Here is a 19,300-nt window from a genome sequence, read left to right as displayed (position 1 = left end):
TAAATAAATATTAATTTATTTTGCTGTAACAAAGTTAATAAATATTAATTGATAAAAGCAAGCGTAATTCAATAAATATTTTCATATTAAATTAATTTTTATTTTTGACTTCTTTAAAGATAGGAATTCAACATTTTTAATATAAAAAAAGATAAGATATATGAATCAAAATGTTGTTAGTCAAAGGCTTACTGCGATTATAGACTATTTCGCAGATGGCAATGAAAAAAGATTCGCAGATTCTTTGGGCGTAAAACCTGCGGTTATCAATAATTATACAAAAGGAAAACAACAAAGCAAACCCGGGTTTGAGGTACTTAACAAAATTGCTAATTATTATCCTGATGTAAACGTAGATTGGCTACTTACAGGCAGAGGAGAGATGCTCAAAAGCGAAAGCAACAAAACGCCACAAGAAAGATGGATAGTAACTACCCAAGACTTAGCGGGCAACAAAACGATACCTCTGATAAACCGCCGTGCAGCGGCTAATTTTTTGAGTGGCTATCAATCACAAGAGTATTTTGAGCAGTTAGATGCTGTACAGCTACCTTCCTCTTTGCTCAGTGGTAAGCAATATTATGCCCTCCAAGTAAGTGGGGATAGTATGATGCCTACTTTGCATGATGGGGACTATGTTTTTTGCTATCGCTGTGATAGAACAGAGTGGGATTATCTCAAAAATGGAGATATATGCGTAATCGCTTCTGAGCCTAATGGCTTGCAAATCAAGCGTATTGCTAACAAAGAAAATCCTAATTACATTACTTGTCTTTCTGATAATTTCCAAAGACACCCTGCTTTTAATCTCCGACATGATGAGATTTTGGAAATTTGGAAAGTAACTTGGAAACTATCTTCATGGTTGGAAAACGAAAGTGGTAGCGATATTTTGTCCAAATTGACTTCTTTGGAGGCTCGTTTAGACCGAATAGAAATGAAGAGTTAGATAAAAAGCACTTAGACCTATAAGGCAACAGACCTTATAGGCTTTTTTGCTATGAATGGAACTCACTCTAAAAAGGATACCCGATTCCTAAGTTAAAGGTAGTTTCTTTGGGAGTCCATTGGGTAAGTACAAACCTTTGATTGAGGGGCAGGGCAGGATTCCAGACTTTGATGCCAAAATCAAAGCGCATAATCACTAAAGAAAAATCAAATCGCAAACCAAGTCCCGTACCGACAGCAATCTCACGCCAAAAATTTTGTAACAAGAATTGAGAACCTTGCCGTGAGTTTTGTGTAATCATCCACGTATTGCCTGCATCTACGAAGAAAGCCCCATGCACAAAACCAAATAACTTTTTTCTCCATTCCATATTCATTTCCAGTAGTAGCTCGCCCGGTTGCTCTATGGCATCTGAGAGTTCACCATTATCATTAATTTGAGCAAAACTACCCGGTCCCAAACGTCTGGGTCGCCATGCTCTGATGCTATTTGTTCCTCCTGTAAAAAAATATTTTTCATAAGGCAAAATAGTATTGGGCTGTCCCCCTATTTTTCCATAAGGAGTAATTACACCTACATTGGCGCGGAATACCAAGTTGCTCTCATTATTTCTTTGCAAAGGCACGTAACGGCGAAGTTCCGCATTAAACTTGACATACCTAAAAGCTGTCAGTCCAAATATTTCACCTTCTTTGAAAAACTGTTTATTCAGTAGGTTCAGCGTAGTACCTCCAAGTTCAGCTAACCCCCTGAGATAAAAGTTATTGTTTTGAGAATAAGTATAATTAAAAGAAATATTAGAAATAAATAGACGGTCAAAACTTTTCAATAGAGTATTGCCTCCAGAGGCAATGTTTAGCATATATTTTACAAACGCATCGGTTACTCTTTCTGTATTGACTACGGTAATATCAAAAAGATTCAAAGAAAAAGTAGAGTTTTTCTTGTTTGTCCAATCATAAGTGAGTGTAGTTCTAAAATTAGTGCGGCTGTACTCAGGTCGGTCAATATCTGTATAACCTAAGGAAAATTTAGTACGAGGGAGGTATGCACCTACGCGATTATTAAATTTTTCTCCAAAAAATAAAAGTTTAGGAAAATTGAGCGTAGCATTGATGCTTGCCTCCTGCCCGACGTATCCTCGCCCTGTGCCTATTACACCTGCCTGTGCCTCTAAGGAAAATCTACCTCGTATTTCCAAAGTTTCGCAAGCATTAAATGTATTTCTATTCTTTAATGTAACACCAATAAAAGGACCTGGGAAGGTTTGTACCATGTTCAGTCCTGTTTCTATGCTCACATCATTGATAGGAGCAGGGCTGGCAAATATATTAGTAATGACTTGATTGTTGATTGTGTCGGGTTTGACATTTACAAATTTGAAAACATCTAAACTTGCTAAGGCACGCTGAGTATCTTCTATGTCTGTACGAGTATAAATCTGATGGGGTCGTATTCTAATTCTTGAGTTTAGTAACTTTTTAGAATACTTATGCTTGTAGGCAAGATAATAAATCCCTTTATATTCTTCTTTTTCTCGCTCCGACCTAATATTCTTACGCCTGTTTCCCTCTTCGCTTTCTACTCCTACATCTGTAATCATATTGACTTCTGCAATTTTATACTGGATATGCCCTCTGTCCTGTTCGTTAGGTAAGATGACCATACGTATATCTAAAGAATCTATTCCAGCATTGACCGTATCTACATCAAAATAGATAAACTGTTTGCTAAAACTCATATATCCCTTATTTTGCAACATTCTACTTAGTCGGTCGCGCTCATCGCTGAGTTTGCCCTCGTCAAATCTCATTCCTTGCTTGATTAGCATATTTAGCGAGTCTTGCTTTACTAAGTATAACAAGCTTGTATCTTGGCTTTCTAAAACAAACCTACCAATGGTTTTAGGTGTATTTTCCTCAACATGATAGGTGATAGTAGCTCTTTTATTTTTTACGGCAAAAGAAGGCTTTACTTTAGCTTTGAAAAAGCCTTTTTGTTTGAGAAAAAGTTGCATTTGAGAGGCTGTTTTGACCATGAGCGTACTGTCAAAAAAAGTAGGTGCATCTCCCACAGAACGCATCAGCCAGTTTCCTTTTTCTATTCTTTCTTTTAATTCATTGATTTGCTTTTCCTTTTTGACTCGTTTTTTTTCTAATGTCCTATCTCTGATTTCTCCCCGCTCTATCTCTATGGAGTCTTTGAGGGTAGTCAAGCGAGCATACTCTTTTTCTAAGCTATCTAACGCTTTTTTCCACTCCTCTACTTTTTTGTCATACTTCTTTTTACCCCAATAATAGGCAACGACATAAGGCTCACCAAGCAAAGGAAGTTTACGATTGGGCTTTTGTCTAAAAAATGTTTCTAACTCCTCAGTAGGAACAGCTTTGTTGCCCTTAATACTTTGAGCTTCTAAAAAATATTCTCTTTCTTTCAAGTATTTGATACCTGAACAGGAAGAGAACAAGAATAAAGTGATACAGGTATATAAAAATGCTTTCAATATCAAAACAAGGATTAAAAGTTTTGTAATTTCACACTTCTTTGGTCCACCCCATGCTACGTTTTACTGCTTCCTGCCAGCCTTTGTAGATTTTGTCGACTTCATGTTGTTTGAGTTTAGGCTTAAAACTCCTATCCATATCCCAAAGTTCGGCAATTTGTTCTTTTGTCCAAATTTTTGCGCCTATTCCTGCCAAATACGCTGCTCCTCTTGCCGTGCTTTCTATGTCCATAGGTCTTTGTACTTCCGTTCCTAAAATATCGGATTGGAACTGCATAAGCAAGTTATTGACAGAAGCTCCGCCATCAACACGCAAGGCTTTCAACTGAATATGTGTATCTTTTTGCATTGCCATTAGCACATCTTTGGTCTGATAAGCCAAAGAGTCCAAAGTCGCCCTGATAAGATGATTTTTGGTCGTACCTTGAGTCAGTCCAAAAATCGCTCCACGTGCATACATATCCCAATAGGGCGTGCCTAAGCCAGCAAAGGCAGGTACTACATATACTCCCTCGGCAGATTTTACTTTCTTTGCAAAATACTCCGAGTCTTGGGCTTGTTCTATGATTTTTAAACCATCTCTGAGCCATTTTACTGCCGAGCCAGCAATGAAAACACTACCTTCTAAGGCATATTCTATTTGCCCATCAATCCCCCATGCAATCGTACTGATTAAGCCTGATTGAGAGTTGAACAAGCGATTTCCAGTGTTCATCAGCATAAAACAACCTGTGCCGTAGGTATTTTTTGCCATACCTTCTTGGAAACAAGCCTGCCCAAAAAGTGCGGCTTGTTGGTCGCCTGCTACCCCCGTAATCGGTATTTCTACTCCGTCAAAAATACTTTTATCTGTTTTCCCAAAAAATCCTGCGGAGGGTTTTACTTTGGGTAACATACTTTTAGGTATTTTGAGTGCGTCAAGCATTTTACCGTCCCAATCCAGTTTTACGATATTATAAAGCATGGTACGAGAGGCATTAGAGTAGTCAGTGACGTGTTCTTTGCCCTTAGTAAGTTGCCAGATAAGCCAAGTATCTATCGTTCCAAATAGTAGCTCTCCTTTTTCTGCTTTTTTGTGAGCATTAGGGTAATGGTCGAGTATCCATTTGATTTTAGTAGCAGAGAAATAAGCATCAATGACCAGACCTGTATTTTGCCTTACGTAGTCTATCATGCCTTTTTCTGCTTTGAGCTGGTCGCAAATGTCCGCAGTGCGTCTATCTTGCCAAACTATTGCATTGCCAAGAGGTTGTCCTGTGTCTTTGTCCCATACTACTGTTGTTTCTCTTTGGTTAGTAATGCCTATAGCTGCAATATCAGTATAGCTAATCTTGGCTTGGCTGACAGCCTCTTTGATAGTTTGGAGTTGGGTATTCCAAATTTCTACTGCATTATGCTCAACCCAGCCTGCTTGGGGGTAGATTTGCGTATATTCTGACTGTGAGGTAGCAATAGTTTTTCCTAAGTCATTGTAAATGATAGTCCTGCAACTTGTTGTGCCTTGGTCAAGAGTTAAAATGTATTTCATATTTACTTTTTAAGTACATAATCAAATTAAAACGTTTTTTTTTATTCAGTGCCGTAGGCACGACAGCTTTGTAGTGAATAGTAATCAAATAGGTTTATCAAAGTCCCATTAGGGACGGCACATAAAATTGATAATCCATTAGTTATGTCCCTCATGAGACTTTGATAATTGTTTCTTATGATTTACTACAAAGCGGTCATTCCTATAGAATTAAAAGAACACATAAAAAAGTTAAACTATTTAATCTCCCACAATAAATTTAATAAAAAGGTCTAAATTACATTGTTTAAAAGTTGCTTTTTGCATAGAATTGTAATTTTTATCAAAAATACAAAATTTTAGAGAAATATAGTCCACATTCAACTAAAACAATGCAGGTGCATATCTAAATAATTTAGTAAAAAATTACTTTACCCTCTTTTCTAATTTGAAATTCAAACATAAAATTTTGCACCTTATTTTTTTTCTTTTACTTTTACGGAGAGAAATGTTCAGAAGGCATTTTTGATGCCTTTTGAAGCAAAAGCACTACATTTTGTTTTAGTGCTTTTTAAAAGAAAGTCAATGCAAACGATTGTTTAATATTTTTTAACAATATTATTTATTTAATCTTAACATATTAAATTTATGGCTATCAAGGTAACTCTGGGAAATAAAGTCTATTTCCCTTTCGTAGAAAAAGTGAAATATGAAGGTGCAGAATCTGACAACCCTTTGGCATTCAAATACTATGACGAGAACAAGGTAGTAGGTGGTAAAACCATGAAAGAGCATTTGCGCTTTGCCGTAGCCTACTGGCACTCTTTCTGTGGCACAGGAGCAGACCCTTTTGGAGTAGGTACAAAAAACTTTCCGTGGGCGGTAAAGGCTGACCCAGTAGAACTTGCCAAAGACCGCATGGATGCCGCTTTTGAGTTTGCTTCTAAAATGGGGATTCCTTTTTATTGCTTTCACGATGTAGATGTGGTAGAGGAAGGAGGAAGCTACTTAGAATTGGAGCGTAGAATGAGAATTATGACAGATTACGCCAAAGAAAAGCAAGAAGCCTCTGGTGTAAAACTACTTTGGGGAACTGCTAACTTATTCTCACACCCCCGCTACATGAATGGTGCGGCGACCAATCCTGATTTCAATGTATTAGCCTATGCAGGAGCGCAAGTGAAAAACATGATTGACATTACCGTAGAATTAGGCGGGACGTGTTATGTATTTTGGGGAGGCAGAGAAGGCTACTTGTCTTTGCTCAATACCAATATGAAGCGAGAAATAGAGCATTTGGGACGCTTCTTGCAAATGGCACGGGACTACGGCAGAAAAAATGGCTTCACAGGTACATTTTTAGTAGAGCCTAAACCTTGTGAACCTACCAAACACCAATACGACTATGATGCCGCTACGGTGATTGGTTTCTTGAAAGAATATGGATTGGACAAGGACTTCAAACTCAACTTGGAAACCAACCATGCTACTTTGGCTAACCATACCTTTGCCCACGAATTGCAAGTTGCTGCAGATGCAGGAATGTTAGATAGCATAGATGCCAACCGAGGCGATGAGCAAAACGGCTGGGATACCGACCAATTCCCTACTAACTTGTTTGAACTTACAGAGGCAATGCTCATCATCTTGGAAGCAGGCGGCTTTAAAAACGGAGGTATTAACTTTGATGCTAAGACCCGCCGAAACTCCACAGATTTAGAAGATTTGTTCTATGCACACATTGGAGGCATGGACGCTTTTGCAAGAGCTTTGCTGATTGCTCATAATATTTTGGAAAAATCTCCTTATAGAAAGCTGAGACAGGAACGCTATGCCTCTTTTGACAGTGGCAAAGGCAAGGAGTTCGAGGAAGGAAAACTGACCTTAGAAGACTTGCGAAACCATGCGATTGCCAACGAACCTAAGCCAATTAGCGGCAAGCAAGAATTGTTTGAAAACATAATCAATCAATATATTAGATAGCTGTTTATTTTCTAATAATGCTTTACACCTTGCAAGGATTAAAAATCTTGCAAGGTTTATTTATATCTCTTACCTCCCTCTTTTCCTCTTGTAATAGCTTCTGTACCAAAAATAAGAAAATAGCAATCTAATACTCTTTTTGATTTTCAAAATATTGTTTGGTCATTGTTAGGAATAATTCCGCTTTTACTAACAGTTCTTTTGCTTCTTTAGGAGAGATATGTGCTTCAAAATCATAATCTGCGTTCTGCCTTGCCTCAAATACTTCATTGATAATAAGACTGTACTGATAATCTATTAAGTTAGTTTTTATGAATAACTCATTAAATTTAATCATCGTACCTTGATGTGTTTTTGGAAAAATATCAACATGAAAAAGTAATGCCTGAACAGAGGTAAAAATAGCATAATAAGCACGATTTACTACTGCTAAATATCACTCAATCTTATAGTTTTCTTGCGCATCTACTAAAAAATCTTCTGCACGAGCCATAATTTTTGCTACCTCTCCTTTCATAAAATTTTACCTTCTTTCCTGATAAAATGCAATAATGGTGTTTTAGCTTTTTCAAATCTTTTTATATTCATAGGAACAAAAGAGATAGCCATACTCCATTCTAAGACTATTTTGTTAATTTGCTCATTTACAAACTTTACTTCTCTAAATGTATTTATTGATTCATCATTCAACACCACCAAAAAGTCTATGTCCGACTCTTCATGGAAGTCGCCACGGGCATAAGAGCCATATAAGATGACTTTTGCCAATCTTTCCCCATACAGTTCTTGCATAACCTTTTTAAATTGTTTACTTACTTTTTCTTTTTTGGCAAGTAGGTATTCTCTTGTGGCTGTATCCATAGTATTTTTTACCACTTATTTTAGACAAAAATAGCAAAAAAGCATTAAAAACATTTTACACCTGATAATTTTGTAAGCCTATCAGGCATGAATCCATATTAGCATCAGAGAAACTTATAAAATATATTTAAATCAATTTCACCTCCCTCTTTTCTTCTTGTAATAGCTTCTGTACCAAGATGATGTTTTCTTATACAGTTGGAAAATACTTTCCTCTGGGAACATATTGACTCGGAAGATTTGGAAAAGGTCGTCTTCGATGTGCATACCTCCTGAGTCCGTAGCAATGCCAAACAAATGCCCTGATTTTCTGACTTGGGTCTTTACCATTTCACTCAAATCTCCATAAGGATACGCAAAAGATATGATTTCTGTTTGTAACTCTTTTTCCAAATTTGCTTTGGCTTGGGATATTTCATTAAAAACCTCTACCTCACAAAGTTGCGACAAATGCCTATGGGTAAGCGTATGCGAGCCTATTTCCCAGCCCTTTGCTACAAAAGTTTGCTTTTGCTCTTTGCTCATGATTTCGTCCTTGTGGTCGCCTTGGTCTGCATCCCAAAAATTGTAGCGGACATCAAAATCTCCTAACAAATATAAAACTCCCTTGTATCCGTACCTTTCCATGAGCGGCAACAGGTTGGTGTAGTTATCCGCATAGCCGTCGTCAAAAGTGAGGATAATAGGTTTTTTAGGAAAAACAGTAGCCGCTATTTTGCCCTCTCTAAAATCTCTGTAATCCTTAAAAGTAATTGGTTTTAAACCTCTTAGCTTAAAAAAATGAAGATGTTTTTCAAAATTCTTTTTCGTTACAAAAATTTTATTTGGCGAAGCTATGGGCTGGTCGGGAATTTTATGGTACATCAAAATAGGGATAAAGCGAGGGTGTGCTTTTCTGGCTATTTCAGATTTATAAATTTCCAATACATTAGTAGCTATTTTTCTAATGTCGTAGCAGTCTTTGATGAGATGTTGGTTGTTCGATGTTTGATGTTTGATATTTGATGTTCGTGATTCGTAGTTTTGAGGATATAAAAAGGTGCTGAGTTCGGAGAAAATCCAATCGTAGTCGTGCTTGTGGGCTTGCTTGGTGGGGAGAATATCACCAAAGTTAGAAGCTAAACATTCCTGCAAATTACTTTCCTCTACGATGCCATGACAAGTAGCCTCTCCCAAAGCAAGCAAAGGGGTCTGCAAATACAATGCCTCAATCGCTACTCTGCCCGCTCCTATGACTAAATCAGAACCTTTTACCCAAGCAGGCACATCGCTAATAAAGCCTACTTCTCGCACCCTATTGCCAAATTTTTCATTCAAGAGGTGAAATTGCTTTTGTCCTTGCAGAGGCAATTCATGAAGTTTCCCTCCTATTAGATTAATATTTAGAAGATTACATTTTTCTAAAAGTTTCGGAAATACTTGGTGTAAAAGTTCAGTGGCTATCTCACCTTTCCCACCGTTGAGTCTGCCTATCCAAGAAATTACTTTTGCTTTGCGAGGCTTATGTTCGCTCTCCTCGAAAGGCGTAGTAGGCATTTGATAGGCTTGCGTGAAGGCTTCCAAATTATCCAAGTCAAAACCATTTGCTAGCAAGGAAATTTTTTCAGGCTTTATTTTTATTTCATTAATAAGGTGAGTACGTAAGTTTTCACAAATAGCTATCAGTCTATCTCCATAAATATCAAAGAGTTTGACGGAGGCGTGGATATGTTGCCTGCCATGGATAGTCGAAATCAGGGGAATTTTTGTGCCTAAGACAGCGAAATAACTCACCCAACTTGCCGCTCTGGAATGAGCATGCACTACTTGAATATCTTTTTCTTTGATAATTTTTTTGATAAACTGGATATTTTTAAATCGCTGAAAATGGTTGCGATTCCCAATAGGCAAGGCAAATTGTGGTACAGAAGTGGGTAGGTCATCTCTATCTGAAAGCAAAAAGACTTGATGACCTTCGGCGGTATGCTTCTCTGCTAAGGAAATAGCATAAAAGACCGAGCCTGCCAAAATATCAGCAGAGAAAGTATGAAGGATACGCATTAGTAGTTGTATATTGATTAACGATGTTCTAACTCTTTGACTTTAATGTATTTGATAAAAGTAGCATGGGCAGAAATCAGATTAATTACCAAGCCATGATAGCCGTCTAAGAAACCCAATCGGAATATGTATCCTCTCAAAAAAGTAAATAAGGGACTGAGTAAAATTTTAACCCAAGAGGCTTTTTTACCTTTTTTTACATACTCTTTGGAAAGAATACTGGTAAAGAAATTCATTTGTTGGATATGCCCTTCTATGGTGTAATAGCTGTAATGTAAGATATTGCCTTTGAGGTGTTTGACTTTGGTATTTGGGTGCATCATGAAACGGTCGTGAGGGTTAGTACCGCCCCATTTTCCTTTGGTTTTATCCCACAGCCTGAGCTGTACATCGGGATACCAGTCGCCATGCCTAATCCAAGTCCCGCAATAGTTAGTCATTCTATTGCAAGTGTAGCCATCATACTGCCAATTTTTCTTGATAGTCAAGACTTCTTTTTTCAGTATCTCGTCCAAAACCTCGTCAGCATCGAGAGAAAGAACATATTGGGAACGAGCCTGTTCGGTGGCAAATCTTTTCTGCTCGATGTGTCCGATAAAAGGATTTTGTATGAAAACTGCCCCTTTTTCTCTACAAATTTGTTCGGTCTTATCTGTTGAAAAAGAATCCACTACTATTATTTCATCTGCCACTTCTTTGACCGAGTCCAAACATCTCGCTATGTTGCGTTCCTCATTTTTAGTGATAATCACTACACTTAACTGAATCATTCACTTGTACCTCTAAAAAGCATCGCAAGCTACATATAATTCACCTGTTTTAAAAATTTTAGTAAAAAAACTTTACATACTCTCCCTTAATATGTATTATTTCAAGTACTTTTGTCACTTATAGATAAGGTGGTGTTTTCAAATGTATGATAATTTTATGTGTTTAAAAAAATCCGTTCTCATCGGTACAATCTGTGTCATCAGTGTTCCAAAATAGAACACCGATAATACGGATTGGGCTGATAAACACAGGTTTTTATTCAAAAAAACACTTTTCTCATCAAATTGATAACAGTAGATAAAATACCATCATACAATTGGAATCATCACCATAAGTAATTATACTCAAAATAAAATGATTTTTCAATTCCTTTCTCTTGCTAAGAAAGGGACTTTGGTTCTCTGACACTTTTTCCAATGAACAATACTATATCTAACTTTAAGTCCGTAGGGCTGTCATCTTTGTAGAAAAGAGTAAGCCCAACATTCAGCAAGGCCGTAGGCGTGAAATATGCCACCGCTACGCGGTTTTATTCATTATTTTCTACAAATATAGCACACCTTCGGCGTTGGATACTTACTGATAAATTACCCCAAAAGAGTAATATTTTTGTAGTAACTCAAATGTATTTGTCTGTATTTACTTATATTTCATTTATACCTTTCCAATGGAGAATCACCAACCCAAAGTGCGCGTAAGAGTATGCGGCGTGTGCTTTCATCAAAATAAAATATTACTTGTCAAACAAATTAGCCTTCCTCATGTTCCTTATTTGTGGATTCCGCCAGGGGGAAGGGTGGAGTATGGCGAAACCCTACAAGAAGCCTTGAAAAGAGAGTTTTTAGAAGAAACAACCTTAGAGGTAGAAGTAGGTAATTTACTCTTCGTTCAGCAGTTTATCCAAGACCCACTTCATGCGATTGAGTTTTTCTTTGAGGTAAAAATTGTCAGAGGAGAAATCAAAGAAGCCTACTATCCTCAAAATGAGCCTTATTTGGCAGAGGTACGTTGGTTTAGTTTTGAAGAACTGGCAGCGATTCCTACGATGAATAAGGTGCATTTCCTCAACCAAGTAAGCAGTATAGAGGAAATCAAAAACTTAAACATCAAATCTATTATCTAATCGCTATATTTGCCATCAAAACATTTGCTTTCTCTATGAAGCTGAACGAAGGACTTGCCTACATTCATGCTTGGTTTGCAAGTAAAAGTTGGCAAATGAAACCTTTTCAAGAAGAGTGTGCAACTGCTTATTTGTCAGGGAAAAGCGGCTTGCTCAATGCTCCTACGGGAAGCGGGAAAACTTATGCTCTCTGGCTACCTTGCTTGGCAGAAGCATGGCTAAATACTTTAAAAAATGAGAAAGAAAATAAGCAAGGCAGAGGACTGCAAATACTTTGGATTACTCCTCTACGAGCCTTGTCCAAAGACTTGCAAAAAGCTATGCAGATCGCAGTCGATGACTTGGCGTTAGGCTGGAGAGTGGGATTGCGTACAGGAGATACGGAAAGTACAGAACGCCAAAAACAAAAAAAGCAAATGCCTGAATGTCTGCTTACTACGCCTGAGAGTTTGCATATTCTATTCTCAGGAAAAGGCTATGCAGACTTATTTAAAAACCTAAAAGCCGTCATAGTAGATGAGTGGCACGAACTGATGAGTACTAAGCGCGGCGTACAAATGGAGTTAGCAATTTCCCGCCTCGTAGCTATCCAGTCTGCACTAAAAATCTGGGGTATCTCGGCTACCATTGGGAACTTAGAAGAGGCAAAAAAAGTCTTGACTTTTCCTCTTTTCTCAAACTCAATAGATAAGGATACTACCATTATCAGAGCAAATATCCAAAAGAAAATAGATATATCTTCGATTTTACCTGATACCATAGAACGCTTCCCTTGGGCAGGGCATTTGGGTACAAACCTGATTTACAAAATCTTACCTATCATAGAGCAAAGTAAAACTACCTTACTTTTTACCAATACAAGGTCGCAAACGGAAATTTGGTATCAAAAATTATTGGATTATGCGCCTGAGTTAGCAGGGCAAATCGCTATGCACCATGGCTCTTTGGACAATGAGATTCGGACTTGGGTGGAAAATGCCTTGCACGAGGAGAAACTAAAAGTAGTCGTTTGTACTTCAAGTCTGGACTTAGGTGTTGATTTTCGCCCTGTGGACACAGTAATCCAAGTAGGTAGCCCCAAGGGAGTGGCGCGCTTTCTCCAAAGAGCAGGTAGAAGCGGGCATAGACCCGATGCCATTAGCAAGATTTATTTTTTACCTACTCACGCCTTAGAGCTATTGGAAGCCGCCGCTCTTAAAACCGCTGTAAAAAGACAACTGATAGAAAAAAGAGAACCTTTGTTGCTTTGTTTTGATGTATTGGTGCAGTATCTTTTGACTTTGGCAGTTTCAGATGGCTTTGATGCCGAGCAGCTTTACGATGAGATTATAACAACACACTGTTATCAAATGCTCAGCAAGGAAGAATGGCTATGGGCATTGGAGTTTATCACTACGGGAGGCAACGGGCTTGCCCAATACGATGATTACAAAAAGGTAGAAAGGCAAGGAAATTTTTACCAAGTCAAGAAACGTAAAGTTGCCTACCAACACCGCTTGTCCATAGGCACTATTGTCAGCGACCCCGTCATTAAAGTCAAATACTTGAATGGTTCTCACATAGGTTCGGTAGAAGAGTCTTTCATTGCTCGGCTCAATGAGGGAGATGTTTTTTGGTTTGCAGGGCGCAATTTGGAGTTTGTAATGATGAAAGAAATGAACGCTTTGGTTAGAAAAACCAACAAGAAATCTGGCATATTGCCGCGCTGGGCAGGAGGAAGGCTACCTTTGTCCAGTGAATTATCGGACTTACTAAGGGAACAGTTAGAAATCTACCTTGCCACCAATGGTCAGTTAGCAAGTCAAGAAAACAGTATTGAACTCCAAGCCATAGCCCCCATTTTAATACTTCAAAAAACATGGTCTATCATTCCTACAAAAAAGCAGTTATTAATCGAGCAGCTACAAACCCAAGAAGGACATCATCTATTTTTCTATACTTTTGAGGGCAGAGCTGTTCACGAAGTATTGGCATCACTAATCGCATTTAGAATCAGTAAGTTACAAAAAATTACTTTTAGCTTTGCCATGAATGACTACGGCTTTGAGTTGCTCTCCGACCAAGAGATTCCTATACAAAAAGCCTTAGCTACTGACCTTTTTAGCGCAGAGCATCTCCTTGAAGACCTTTCTAATAGCCTGAACGAAACCGAAATGGCAAAACGCAAGTTCAGGGACATTGCGGCAATCTCAGGGCTTATTTTTCAGGGCTACCCTAACAAGTACATTTCTAAAAAGCACCTACAAGCCTCCACGAGTTTACTTTTTGATGTATTCAGGAAATATGATAACGATAATCTGCTCATTCATCAAGCCTACGTAGAAAGCATTAACTTGCAGTTAGATTTAAAACGCTTGCAAACAGCTTTGGAAAAAACTAATCATCAGGAAATCGTCTTGAAAAAAACTTTACAACCTACTCCTTTTGCCTTTCCTATTTTGGTAGATAGACTTCGTGAAAAACTTAGCTCTGAATCTTTGGAGGACAGAGTAAAAAAAATGACCTTGCAATTAGAAAAATTGGCAGGTTAAGAAGTTTCCTATGTCCTATTTTTTTGGTAATATTGCTCAAGTGATATTAAAAAGAGAGCGTTTGACTGAGCAAGTCTGCCCTAACCCCAAGAAGGAATTTACAATAACTCACAAGCCTCTGAGCAGACAGAAAATTATCTAATTATCTATACTCTTGAAATACAGCTTTTTAAATAAAAATGAAAATGGAAAAATTATTAACAAGAAAAGACTTTTTAGTACAGTGCGGTATGCTGGGAGCTATTGCGGTACTATCTCCCTTAGTAGGAAAGGCTCATACTTTGCCAGACAAGAAAGTAAAGGTAGGAGTAATAGGTTGTGGCAGCGTTTCCAATATGTACCTACCTCACTTATCCAAATGCCCTTATGTAGAAATAGTGAGTTGTTGTGATATTGTGCCTGAGCGAGCCAAAAACCAAGCAGAAAAGTATAAGATTGCCAAATACTATACCCATATAGACCAACAGTTAGCAGGAGTGCCTTTCGATTTATTGGTCAATCTTACTGATATGCAAGAGCATGGTAGGCTCAACAAACAAGCCTTGCTTGCCGGTCGTCATATTTGGAGCGAGAAACCTTTAGCAAACACCTACAAAGAAGGCAAAGAATTAGTAGAATTAGCAAAGAAAAAGAAGGTAAGAATTTGGGGCGCCCCTGCCGTAGTGAACAGCCCTCAATTTGCTTTCATGGCAAAGGCGATTCAAGACGGAAAATTGGGGAAAGTGTCTGCCGCTCATGCTCATTATGGACATTTGGGACCTACTTGGTCTGCCTTTTTTTACGAAAAAGGAGGCGGAAGCCTACCCGATTTAGGCGTGTACAATTTAGCTACTTTGACAGGGCTTTTAGGTCCTGCCAAGTCAGTTATTGCCATGACCAGTATCGTTACACCTTTGCGAAAAACAGATAACAAAGGAGAAGTCAAAGTAGAGGCGGAGGACAATGCTATGGTCATTATGGAGCATGATAATGGTGTTTTATCTCATGTACAGTGTGGCTTTAATTACTTTGACCCTTATGGACATGAAGGCAAAGGGCAAGAAAAACCTTCAATTACGATTTACGGCACGCATGGGAATATGCACCTTATAGGCTACGACTGGGCACCTGCGGGGGTAGATATGGCTACATGGGAAAATGAAAAAACGGTACGATTTGTTCCTGAGGCAGGCAACTACGTATGGGAACAGGGAGCTTCGGTTATTTCAGAAAGTTTGGCTACCGCCCAAGAACCTTTGATTACCGTAGAACATGCTTTACACGTCTTGGAGGTAATAGAAGCGGCAAGAACGTCCCAAAGTACAGGAAAGCGAATCAAATTACAATCTTCTTTTAGCTATCCTTTGATTAAGTAGGTTTTTTGTGCTAAATTTGGCATATTTTACAAAGCGTAAACCTTTTTTGTCTTTGATTTGTACTATCTTATACTGCACTTCCCGACAGATTGTTCTCTTAAATATAGTACAAAATTATCGCCAAAGATAAATTAAATTATAAAGTAAATGACTGATATTCAGAGTATAAAATCACGATTTGGTATCATCGGCAACTCCTCTGCCCTCAATCACGCTATCCAAGTAGCGGTGCAGGTGGCGGCTACAGATATGACTGTACTCATTACAGGCGAAAGCGGTACAGGAAAAGAATCTTTCTCTAAAATTATCCACCAACTCAGCCCTCGTAAGCACAACAACTTTATTGCAATTAATTGTGGGGCTATTCCCGAAGGCACAATAGATTCAGAACTTTTTGGGCATGAAAAAGGCTCGTTTACAGGAGCAACCGAAGCCCGCAAAGGTTATTTTGAGGAAACCAACGGAGGGACTATTTTCTTAGATGAAATCGGCGAAATGCCCTTAGGCACGCAAGCAAGACTTTTACGTGTATTAGAAAATGGGGAATTTATTAGGGTAGGTTCTTCTAAAGTACAGAAAACCAATGTAAGAGTAGTAGCCGCTACCAATGTGGACTTAATGAAAGCTGTAGAAAGAGGCAAATTCCGTCAAGATTTGTACTTTCGCTTGAATACAGTCCCTATCTACATTCCTCCTTTGCGAGAAAGAGGAAATGATATTTTACTTTTGTTTAGGAAGTTTGCGGCTGATTTTGCAGAAAAGAATTTTGTAAAACCTATCAATTTAGACGAGGAGGCAAAAAAATTATTGCTCAGGTTTCGCTTCCCCGGCAATATTCGACAGTTAAAAAATATAGTAAGCCAGATTTCCGTCTTAGAAGTAGAAAATAAAGAAATTACTGCCGAAACTTTGATGAAGTATCTCCCTCAAAATCAAATGACTACCTTACCTGTACCTCTTGGAGATAGCAGAGAAGAAGGTTTTACAGAGCGAGAAAGCATTTTGTTCAAGGCTTTATTTGATGTAAAAAAAGACATTGCAGAGTTAAAAAAATTAGTACTCACCATACTTCAGGGTGAAAGTTCGGGAAAAACAATCATTCAGCAAAACAAGCATCTTTTTAACAATACAGAAGAAGACATTTTCGCATCTGCTCATAGCACTTCGCACTCAGGCGTCCCCCTAAGTAATGTAGCAAACAACACTACTCCACCGACCTCTTTATTGCTCAATCCCATAGCCAATGCAAAGGAAGAGGAAAACGACGATTTTGAATATGCCAAAGTAGAGGACATTACTCATAGCATCATGGAAGAAGATAATTTTTCTTTGGAAAAACAAGAAAAAGAAATGATTATCAAGGCTTTAAAAAAGAATAACAACAAGCGTAAATACGCAGCTCAAGACTTGGGCATTTCAGAGAGAACGCTTTATAGAAAAATTAGGCAGTATGGCTTAGAGGACTAAGTTTGACATTATACAAAATAAGCCCTAAAAATTTCAAAATTTTTTAGGGCTTAATTATTGGATAGTGGAATGATTAACTTCCTTGCATACCTAATTCCTTTGCAAAGGGGAAGCTATACAAACGCTTTCCTGTTGCCGCAAAAATTGCATTGGCGATAGCTGCACCCACAGGAGGCAAAGTTGGCTCGCCCAATCCTGTGGGGTCGTTCAGGCTTGGCACAAAGTGAATCTCGACCTTTGGAACTTCACTCATACGTATCAATCTGAATTTGTTGAAGTTATTGGCTTGAGGCTTGCCATCAACAAAGGAAAAATCTCCAAACATGGCATGACCTATGCCGTCTATCACGCCTCCTTCAGATTGGTTTATCGCCGCCACAGGGTTTACCACAATTCCACAATCTATGGCACAAACAATGCGCTTGATAACTGGCTGGTTGTTTTGCATAACGACCTCAGCCACTTCTGCTACATAGGTATTGTGAGAATAATACGCACTAAATCCTTGATAAACTCCTTTTTCTGCTTTCCCCCAATTAGACTTTTCTGCCGCTAATTTGATTACGCCAATGGATTTGTCCACATCATAGTCAAACTTCATTCCTTTTTGGGCATTTACCCTTGCTTGCTCGAAAAGGTCAAGGCGGAACTGCACGGGGTCTGCCCCAATTTCTCGCGCTACTTCGTCAAAAAAGGCTTGCTCAGCAAAGGCTAAAAAGTTAGTGATAGGTGCGCGCCAAGGAGCAGTAGTAATCTTGCTTTCTACATTGTGCGATTCCATGAGTAAGTTCTCAAAAGCTCCTGCGGGGAAGAAAGTTTCTCTGACAAAATTTTGTCCATTGATGCCTGTACCTGTGAGGTGATAAGCCGTAACTTTCTTGTCTTTGATGGCTACCCTAAACTTGTATTTGGTAGCAGGTCGGTACAAGCCTGCCGTCATGTCATCTTCTCTGGTAAAGACCAATTGCACAGGCTTCTTGGCTAACTTGGAAATTTCTGCTGCTTCCAAAGCAAAATCCCACATCAGTCTTCTTCCAAACCCTCCCCCGATGCGAGTCATCTCTACACTTACTTGGTCTTCTTTCATGCCCAATAGAGTAGCAACTTGCTTGCGGGTTTCCTCTGGTCTTTGGGTAGGTCCGACTAACTCTGCTTTGTCTGCGGTTACATTAGCAAAGAAGTTCATAGGCTCCATACTGTTATGAGGCATAAAAGGACCGTGAAAAGTTCTTTCCAATACTTTATCTGCATTGGCAAAAGCAGTTTTTACATCTCCGTCGTTTCTTTTAGGGGCAGAGGAAGGAGTATCTAAGAAAGCCAACATTTTCTTGTCGTGTTCCTCAGTGCTTTCTGCTTTGGTATCTCCTGTCCAAGTCGCTTTGAGTGCTTTTTGTCCTTTGATAGCCGCCCAAGTAGAAGTAGCTAAGACTGCTATTTTATTTCCAAACTTGATGACATCTTTTACTCCATTTACTTTGCGGGTTTCCTTGTCATCAAAAGAGGCTAAAGTTTGACCGAAAGCAGGAGGCCGCAAGGCTACAGCATACAACATTCCCTCGCGCTTATAGTCCAAACCGAACAAGGGCTTTCCTGTCGTAATAGCTTTGATATCGACATTGGTAGTATTTTTCCCAATGATTTTGAAATCTTTAGGATTTTTTAAAGGCACATCTTTGGGAACTTCCATTTTTACTGCCTCAGCCGCAATCTCTCCATAGGTAACAGTCTGCCCTTTGCTATTCCTAATAACACCTTCATTAGTAGTACATTCACTTGGACTTATGCCCCATTTTTGAGCGGCAGCATTGATGAGCATTTGCCTTGCTGTTGCACCCGCAGTGCGTAGGGCTTTCCAACTGAAACGCAAAGACTGGCTCCCCCCAGCTACCTGTCTTACAAAGTTTTTAGTATCCAAAGGAGCTTGCTTCACTATCACATTTTTCCACGCCACATCGAGTTCTTCTGCCACTATCATAGGCATAGAAGTTTTTACGTTTTGCCCTACTTCAGGATTGGCAGACATGATAGTTACTATTCCTTTGCTGTCTATCTGAATGTAACCATTAATTTGGTTGGCATCAGCCAAAACTTCTGCTACGCCTGCTTCAGTTTTTTGAGCAGTCAGCATATTAAAACCAAACAAAATTCCTCCTCCTGCCACAGCAGATACCTTGAAGAAGGAACGGCGATTATAAGTAGTTGTATTCATG

The 19,300-nt window shown here is 38.7% G+C and carries 13 protein-coding genes and 1 pseudogene; 6 read left to right on the top strand and 8 right to left on the bottom strand.

The genetic code is table 11. The annotated features are described in order from the left end of the window. The first annotated feature begins 160 nt into the window (after positions 1-160). A complete protein-coding gene (locus BM141_RS02520) occupies positions 161-949 on the top strand; it encodes a LexA family transcriptional regulator (RefSeq protein ID WP_091539481.1) in 789 nt (262 codons plus the stop codon). A gap of 67 nt (positions 950-1,016) precedes the next feature. Here the strand turns inward: BM141_RS02520 and tamL are convergent, their stop codons facing one another. Together tamL and glpK are read right to left on the bottom strand one after the other, a co-directional pair. Continuing rightward, positions 1,017-3,452 carry a translocation and assembly module lipoprotein TamL gene (gene tamL, locus BM141_RS02515; RefSeq protein WP_177217240.1) on the bottom strand — a complete coding sequence of 812 codons (2,436 nt, stop codon included), beginning with the start codon at positions 3,450-3,452 and terminating at the stop codon, positions 1,017-1,019. A gap of 31 nt (positions 3,453-3,483) precedes the next feature. Beyond that, on the bottom strand, positions 3,484-4,980 hold the full coding sequence (glpK, locus tag BM141_RS02510) for a glycerol kinase GlpK (RefSeq protein WP_091539472.1): 1,497 nt from the start codon (positions 4,978-4,980) through the stop codon (positions 3,484-3,486). A gap of 627 nt (positions 4,981-5,607) precedes the next feature. Here glpK and xylA point away from each other — a divergent pair. Then, positions 5,608-6,942, top strand: coding sequence for a xylose isomerase (gene xylA, locus BM141_RS02505; RefSeq protein WP_091539470.1), 1,335 nt, complete (start codon positions 5,608-5,610; stop codon positions 6,940-6,942). Between the two features lie 127 nt (positions 6,943-7,069). Here xylA and BM141_RS02500 read toward each other — a convergent pair. The 5 genes and pseudogenes from BM141_RS02500 to BM141_RS22760 all read right to left on the bottom strand — a co-directional run. Then, positions 7,070-7,366 (bottom strand): annotated as a pseudogene (locus BM141_RS02500) (HEPN domain-containing protein); the annotation flags it as partial. Positions 7,367-7,455: 89 nt separating this feature from the next. After that, positions 7,456-7,803, bottom strand: a complete 348-nt coding sequence (locus BM141_RS02495; protein ID WP_091539464.1) for a nucleotidyltransferase domain-containing protein — start codon at positions 7,801-7,803, stop codon at positions 7,456-7,458. A gap of 138 nt (positions 7,804-7,941) precedes the next feature. Beyond that, positions 7,942-9,843 carry a polysaccharide deacetylase family protein gene (locus BM141_RS02490; protein ID WP_091539462.1) on the bottom strand — a complete coding sequence of 634 codons (1,902 nt, stop codon included), beginning with the start codon at positions 9,841-9,843 and terminating at the stop codon, positions 7,942-7,944. A gap of 17 nt (positions 9,844-9,860) precedes the next feature. Next, positions 9,861-10,613, bottom strand: a complete 753-nt coding sequence (locus BM141_RS02485) for a glycosyltransferase family 2 protein (RefSeq protein ID WP_091539458.1) — start codon at positions 10,611-10,613, stop codon at positions 9,861-9,863. Positions 10,614-10,993: 380 nt separating this feature from the next. Continuing rightward, entirely contained in the window at positions 10,994-11,131 is a 138-nt protein-coding gene (locus BM141_RS22760) for a hypothetical protein (RefSeq protein WP_177217239.1), read from the bottom strand. A gap of 150 nt (positions 11,132-11,281) precedes the next feature. Between BM141_RS22760 and BM141_RS02480 the strand changes: the two genes are divergently transcribed. The 4 genes from BM141_RS02480 to BM141_RS02465 all read left to right on the top strand — a co-directional run bounded on the left by BM141_RS02480 (position 11,282) and on the right by BM141_RS02465 (position 17,090). Beyond that, entirely contained in the window at positions 11,282-11,737 is a 456-nt protein-coding gene (locus BM141_RS02480; RefSeq protein WP_245763966.1) for an NUDIX domain-containing protein, read from the top strand. A gap of 35 nt (positions 11,738-11,772) precedes the next feature. After that, complete coding sequence (locus tag BM141_RS02475; RefSeq protein WP_091539454.1) at positions 11,773-14,268, top strand: ligase-associated DNA damage response DEXH box helicase; 2,496 nt, start codon at positions 11,773-11,775, stop codon at positions 14,266-14,268. Between the two features lie 185 nt (positions 14,269-14,453). Further along, a complete protein-coding gene (locus tag BM141_RS02470) occupies positions 14,454-15,623 on the top strand; it encodes a Gfo/Idh/MocA family protein (protein ID WP_245763965.1) in 1,170 nt (389 codons plus the stop codon). A 147-nt stretch (positions 15,624-15,770) separates the two neighbouring features. Continuing rightward, entirely contained in the window at positions 15,771-17,090 is a 1,320-nt protein-coding gene (locus tag BM141_RS02465) for a sigma-54 interaction domain-containing protein (protein WP_091539449.1), read from the top strand. A gap of 73 nt (positions 17,091-17,163) precedes the next feature. Here the strand turns inward: BM141_RS02465 and BM141_RS02460 are convergent, their stop codons facing one another. Further along, positions 17,164-19,299, bottom strand: coding sequence for a xanthine dehydrogenase family protein molybdopterin-binding subunit (locus tag BM141_RS02460; RefSeq protein WP_091539446.1), 2,136 nt, complete (start codon positions 19,297-19,299; stop codon positions 17,164-17,166). Position 19,300 lies beyond the last annotated feature (1 nt).

This window comes from Thermoflexibacter ruber (assembly GCF_900113045.1).
In the GTDB taxonomy this organism is placed as follows: Bacteria; Bacteroidota; Bacteroidia; order Cytophagales; family Thermoflexibacteraceae; genus Thermoflexibacter; species Thermoflexibacter ruber.
The sequence above is the reverse complement of the archived record's forward strand: the minus strand, read 5'-3'. Positions and strand labels throughout refer to the sequence as shown.

What these genes read in the sequence shown, in the direction of transcription:
- BM141_RS02520 (WP_091539481.1), top strand. Translation starts at nt 161, where the DNA reads ATGAATCAAAATGTTGTTAGTCAAAGGCTTACTGCGATTATAGACTAT.
- glpK (WP_091539472.1), bottom strand. Translation starts at nt 4,980, where the DNA reads ATGAAATACATTTTAACTCTTGACCAAGGCACAACAAGTTGCAGGACT.
- xylA (WP_091539470.1), top strand. Translation starts at nt 5,608, where the DNA reads ATGGCTATCAAGGTAACTCTGGGAAATAAAGTCTATTTCCCTTTCGTA.
- BM141_RS02495 (WP_091539464.1), bottom strand. Translation starts at nt 7,803, where the DNA reads ATGGATACAGCCACAAGAGAATACCTACTTGCCAAAAAAGAAAAAGTA.
- BM141_RS02490 (WP_091539462.1), bottom strand. Translation starts at nt 9,843, where the DNA reads ATGCGTATCCTTCATACTTTCTCTGCTGATATTTTGGCAGGCTCGGTC.
- BM141_RS02485 (WP_091539458.1), bottom strand. Translation starts at nt 10,613, where the DNA reads ATGATTCAGTTAAGTGTAGTGATTATCACTAAAAATGAGGAACGCAAC.
- BM141_RS02480 (WP_245763966.1), top strand. Translation starts at nt 11,282, where the DNA reads ATGGAGAATCACCAACCCAAAGTGCGCGTAAGAGTATGCGGCGTGTGC.
- BM141_RS02475 (WP_091539454.1), top strand. Translation starts at nt 11,773, where the DNA reads ATGAAGCTGAACGAAGGACTTGCCTACATTCATGCTTGGTTTGCAAGT.
- BM141_RS02470 (WP_245763965.1), top strand. Translation starts at nt 14,454, where the DNA reads ATGGAAAAATTATTAACAAGAAAAGACTTTTTAGTACAGTGCGGTATG.
- BM141_RS02465 (WP_091539449.1), top strand. Translation starts at nt 15,771, where the DNA reads ATGACTGATATTCAGAGTATAAAATCACGATTTGGTATCATCGGCAAC.
- BM141_RS02460 (WP_091539446.1), bottom strand. Translation starts at nt 19,299, where the DNA reads ATGAATACAACTACTTATAATCGCCGTTCCTTCTTCAAGGTATCTGCT.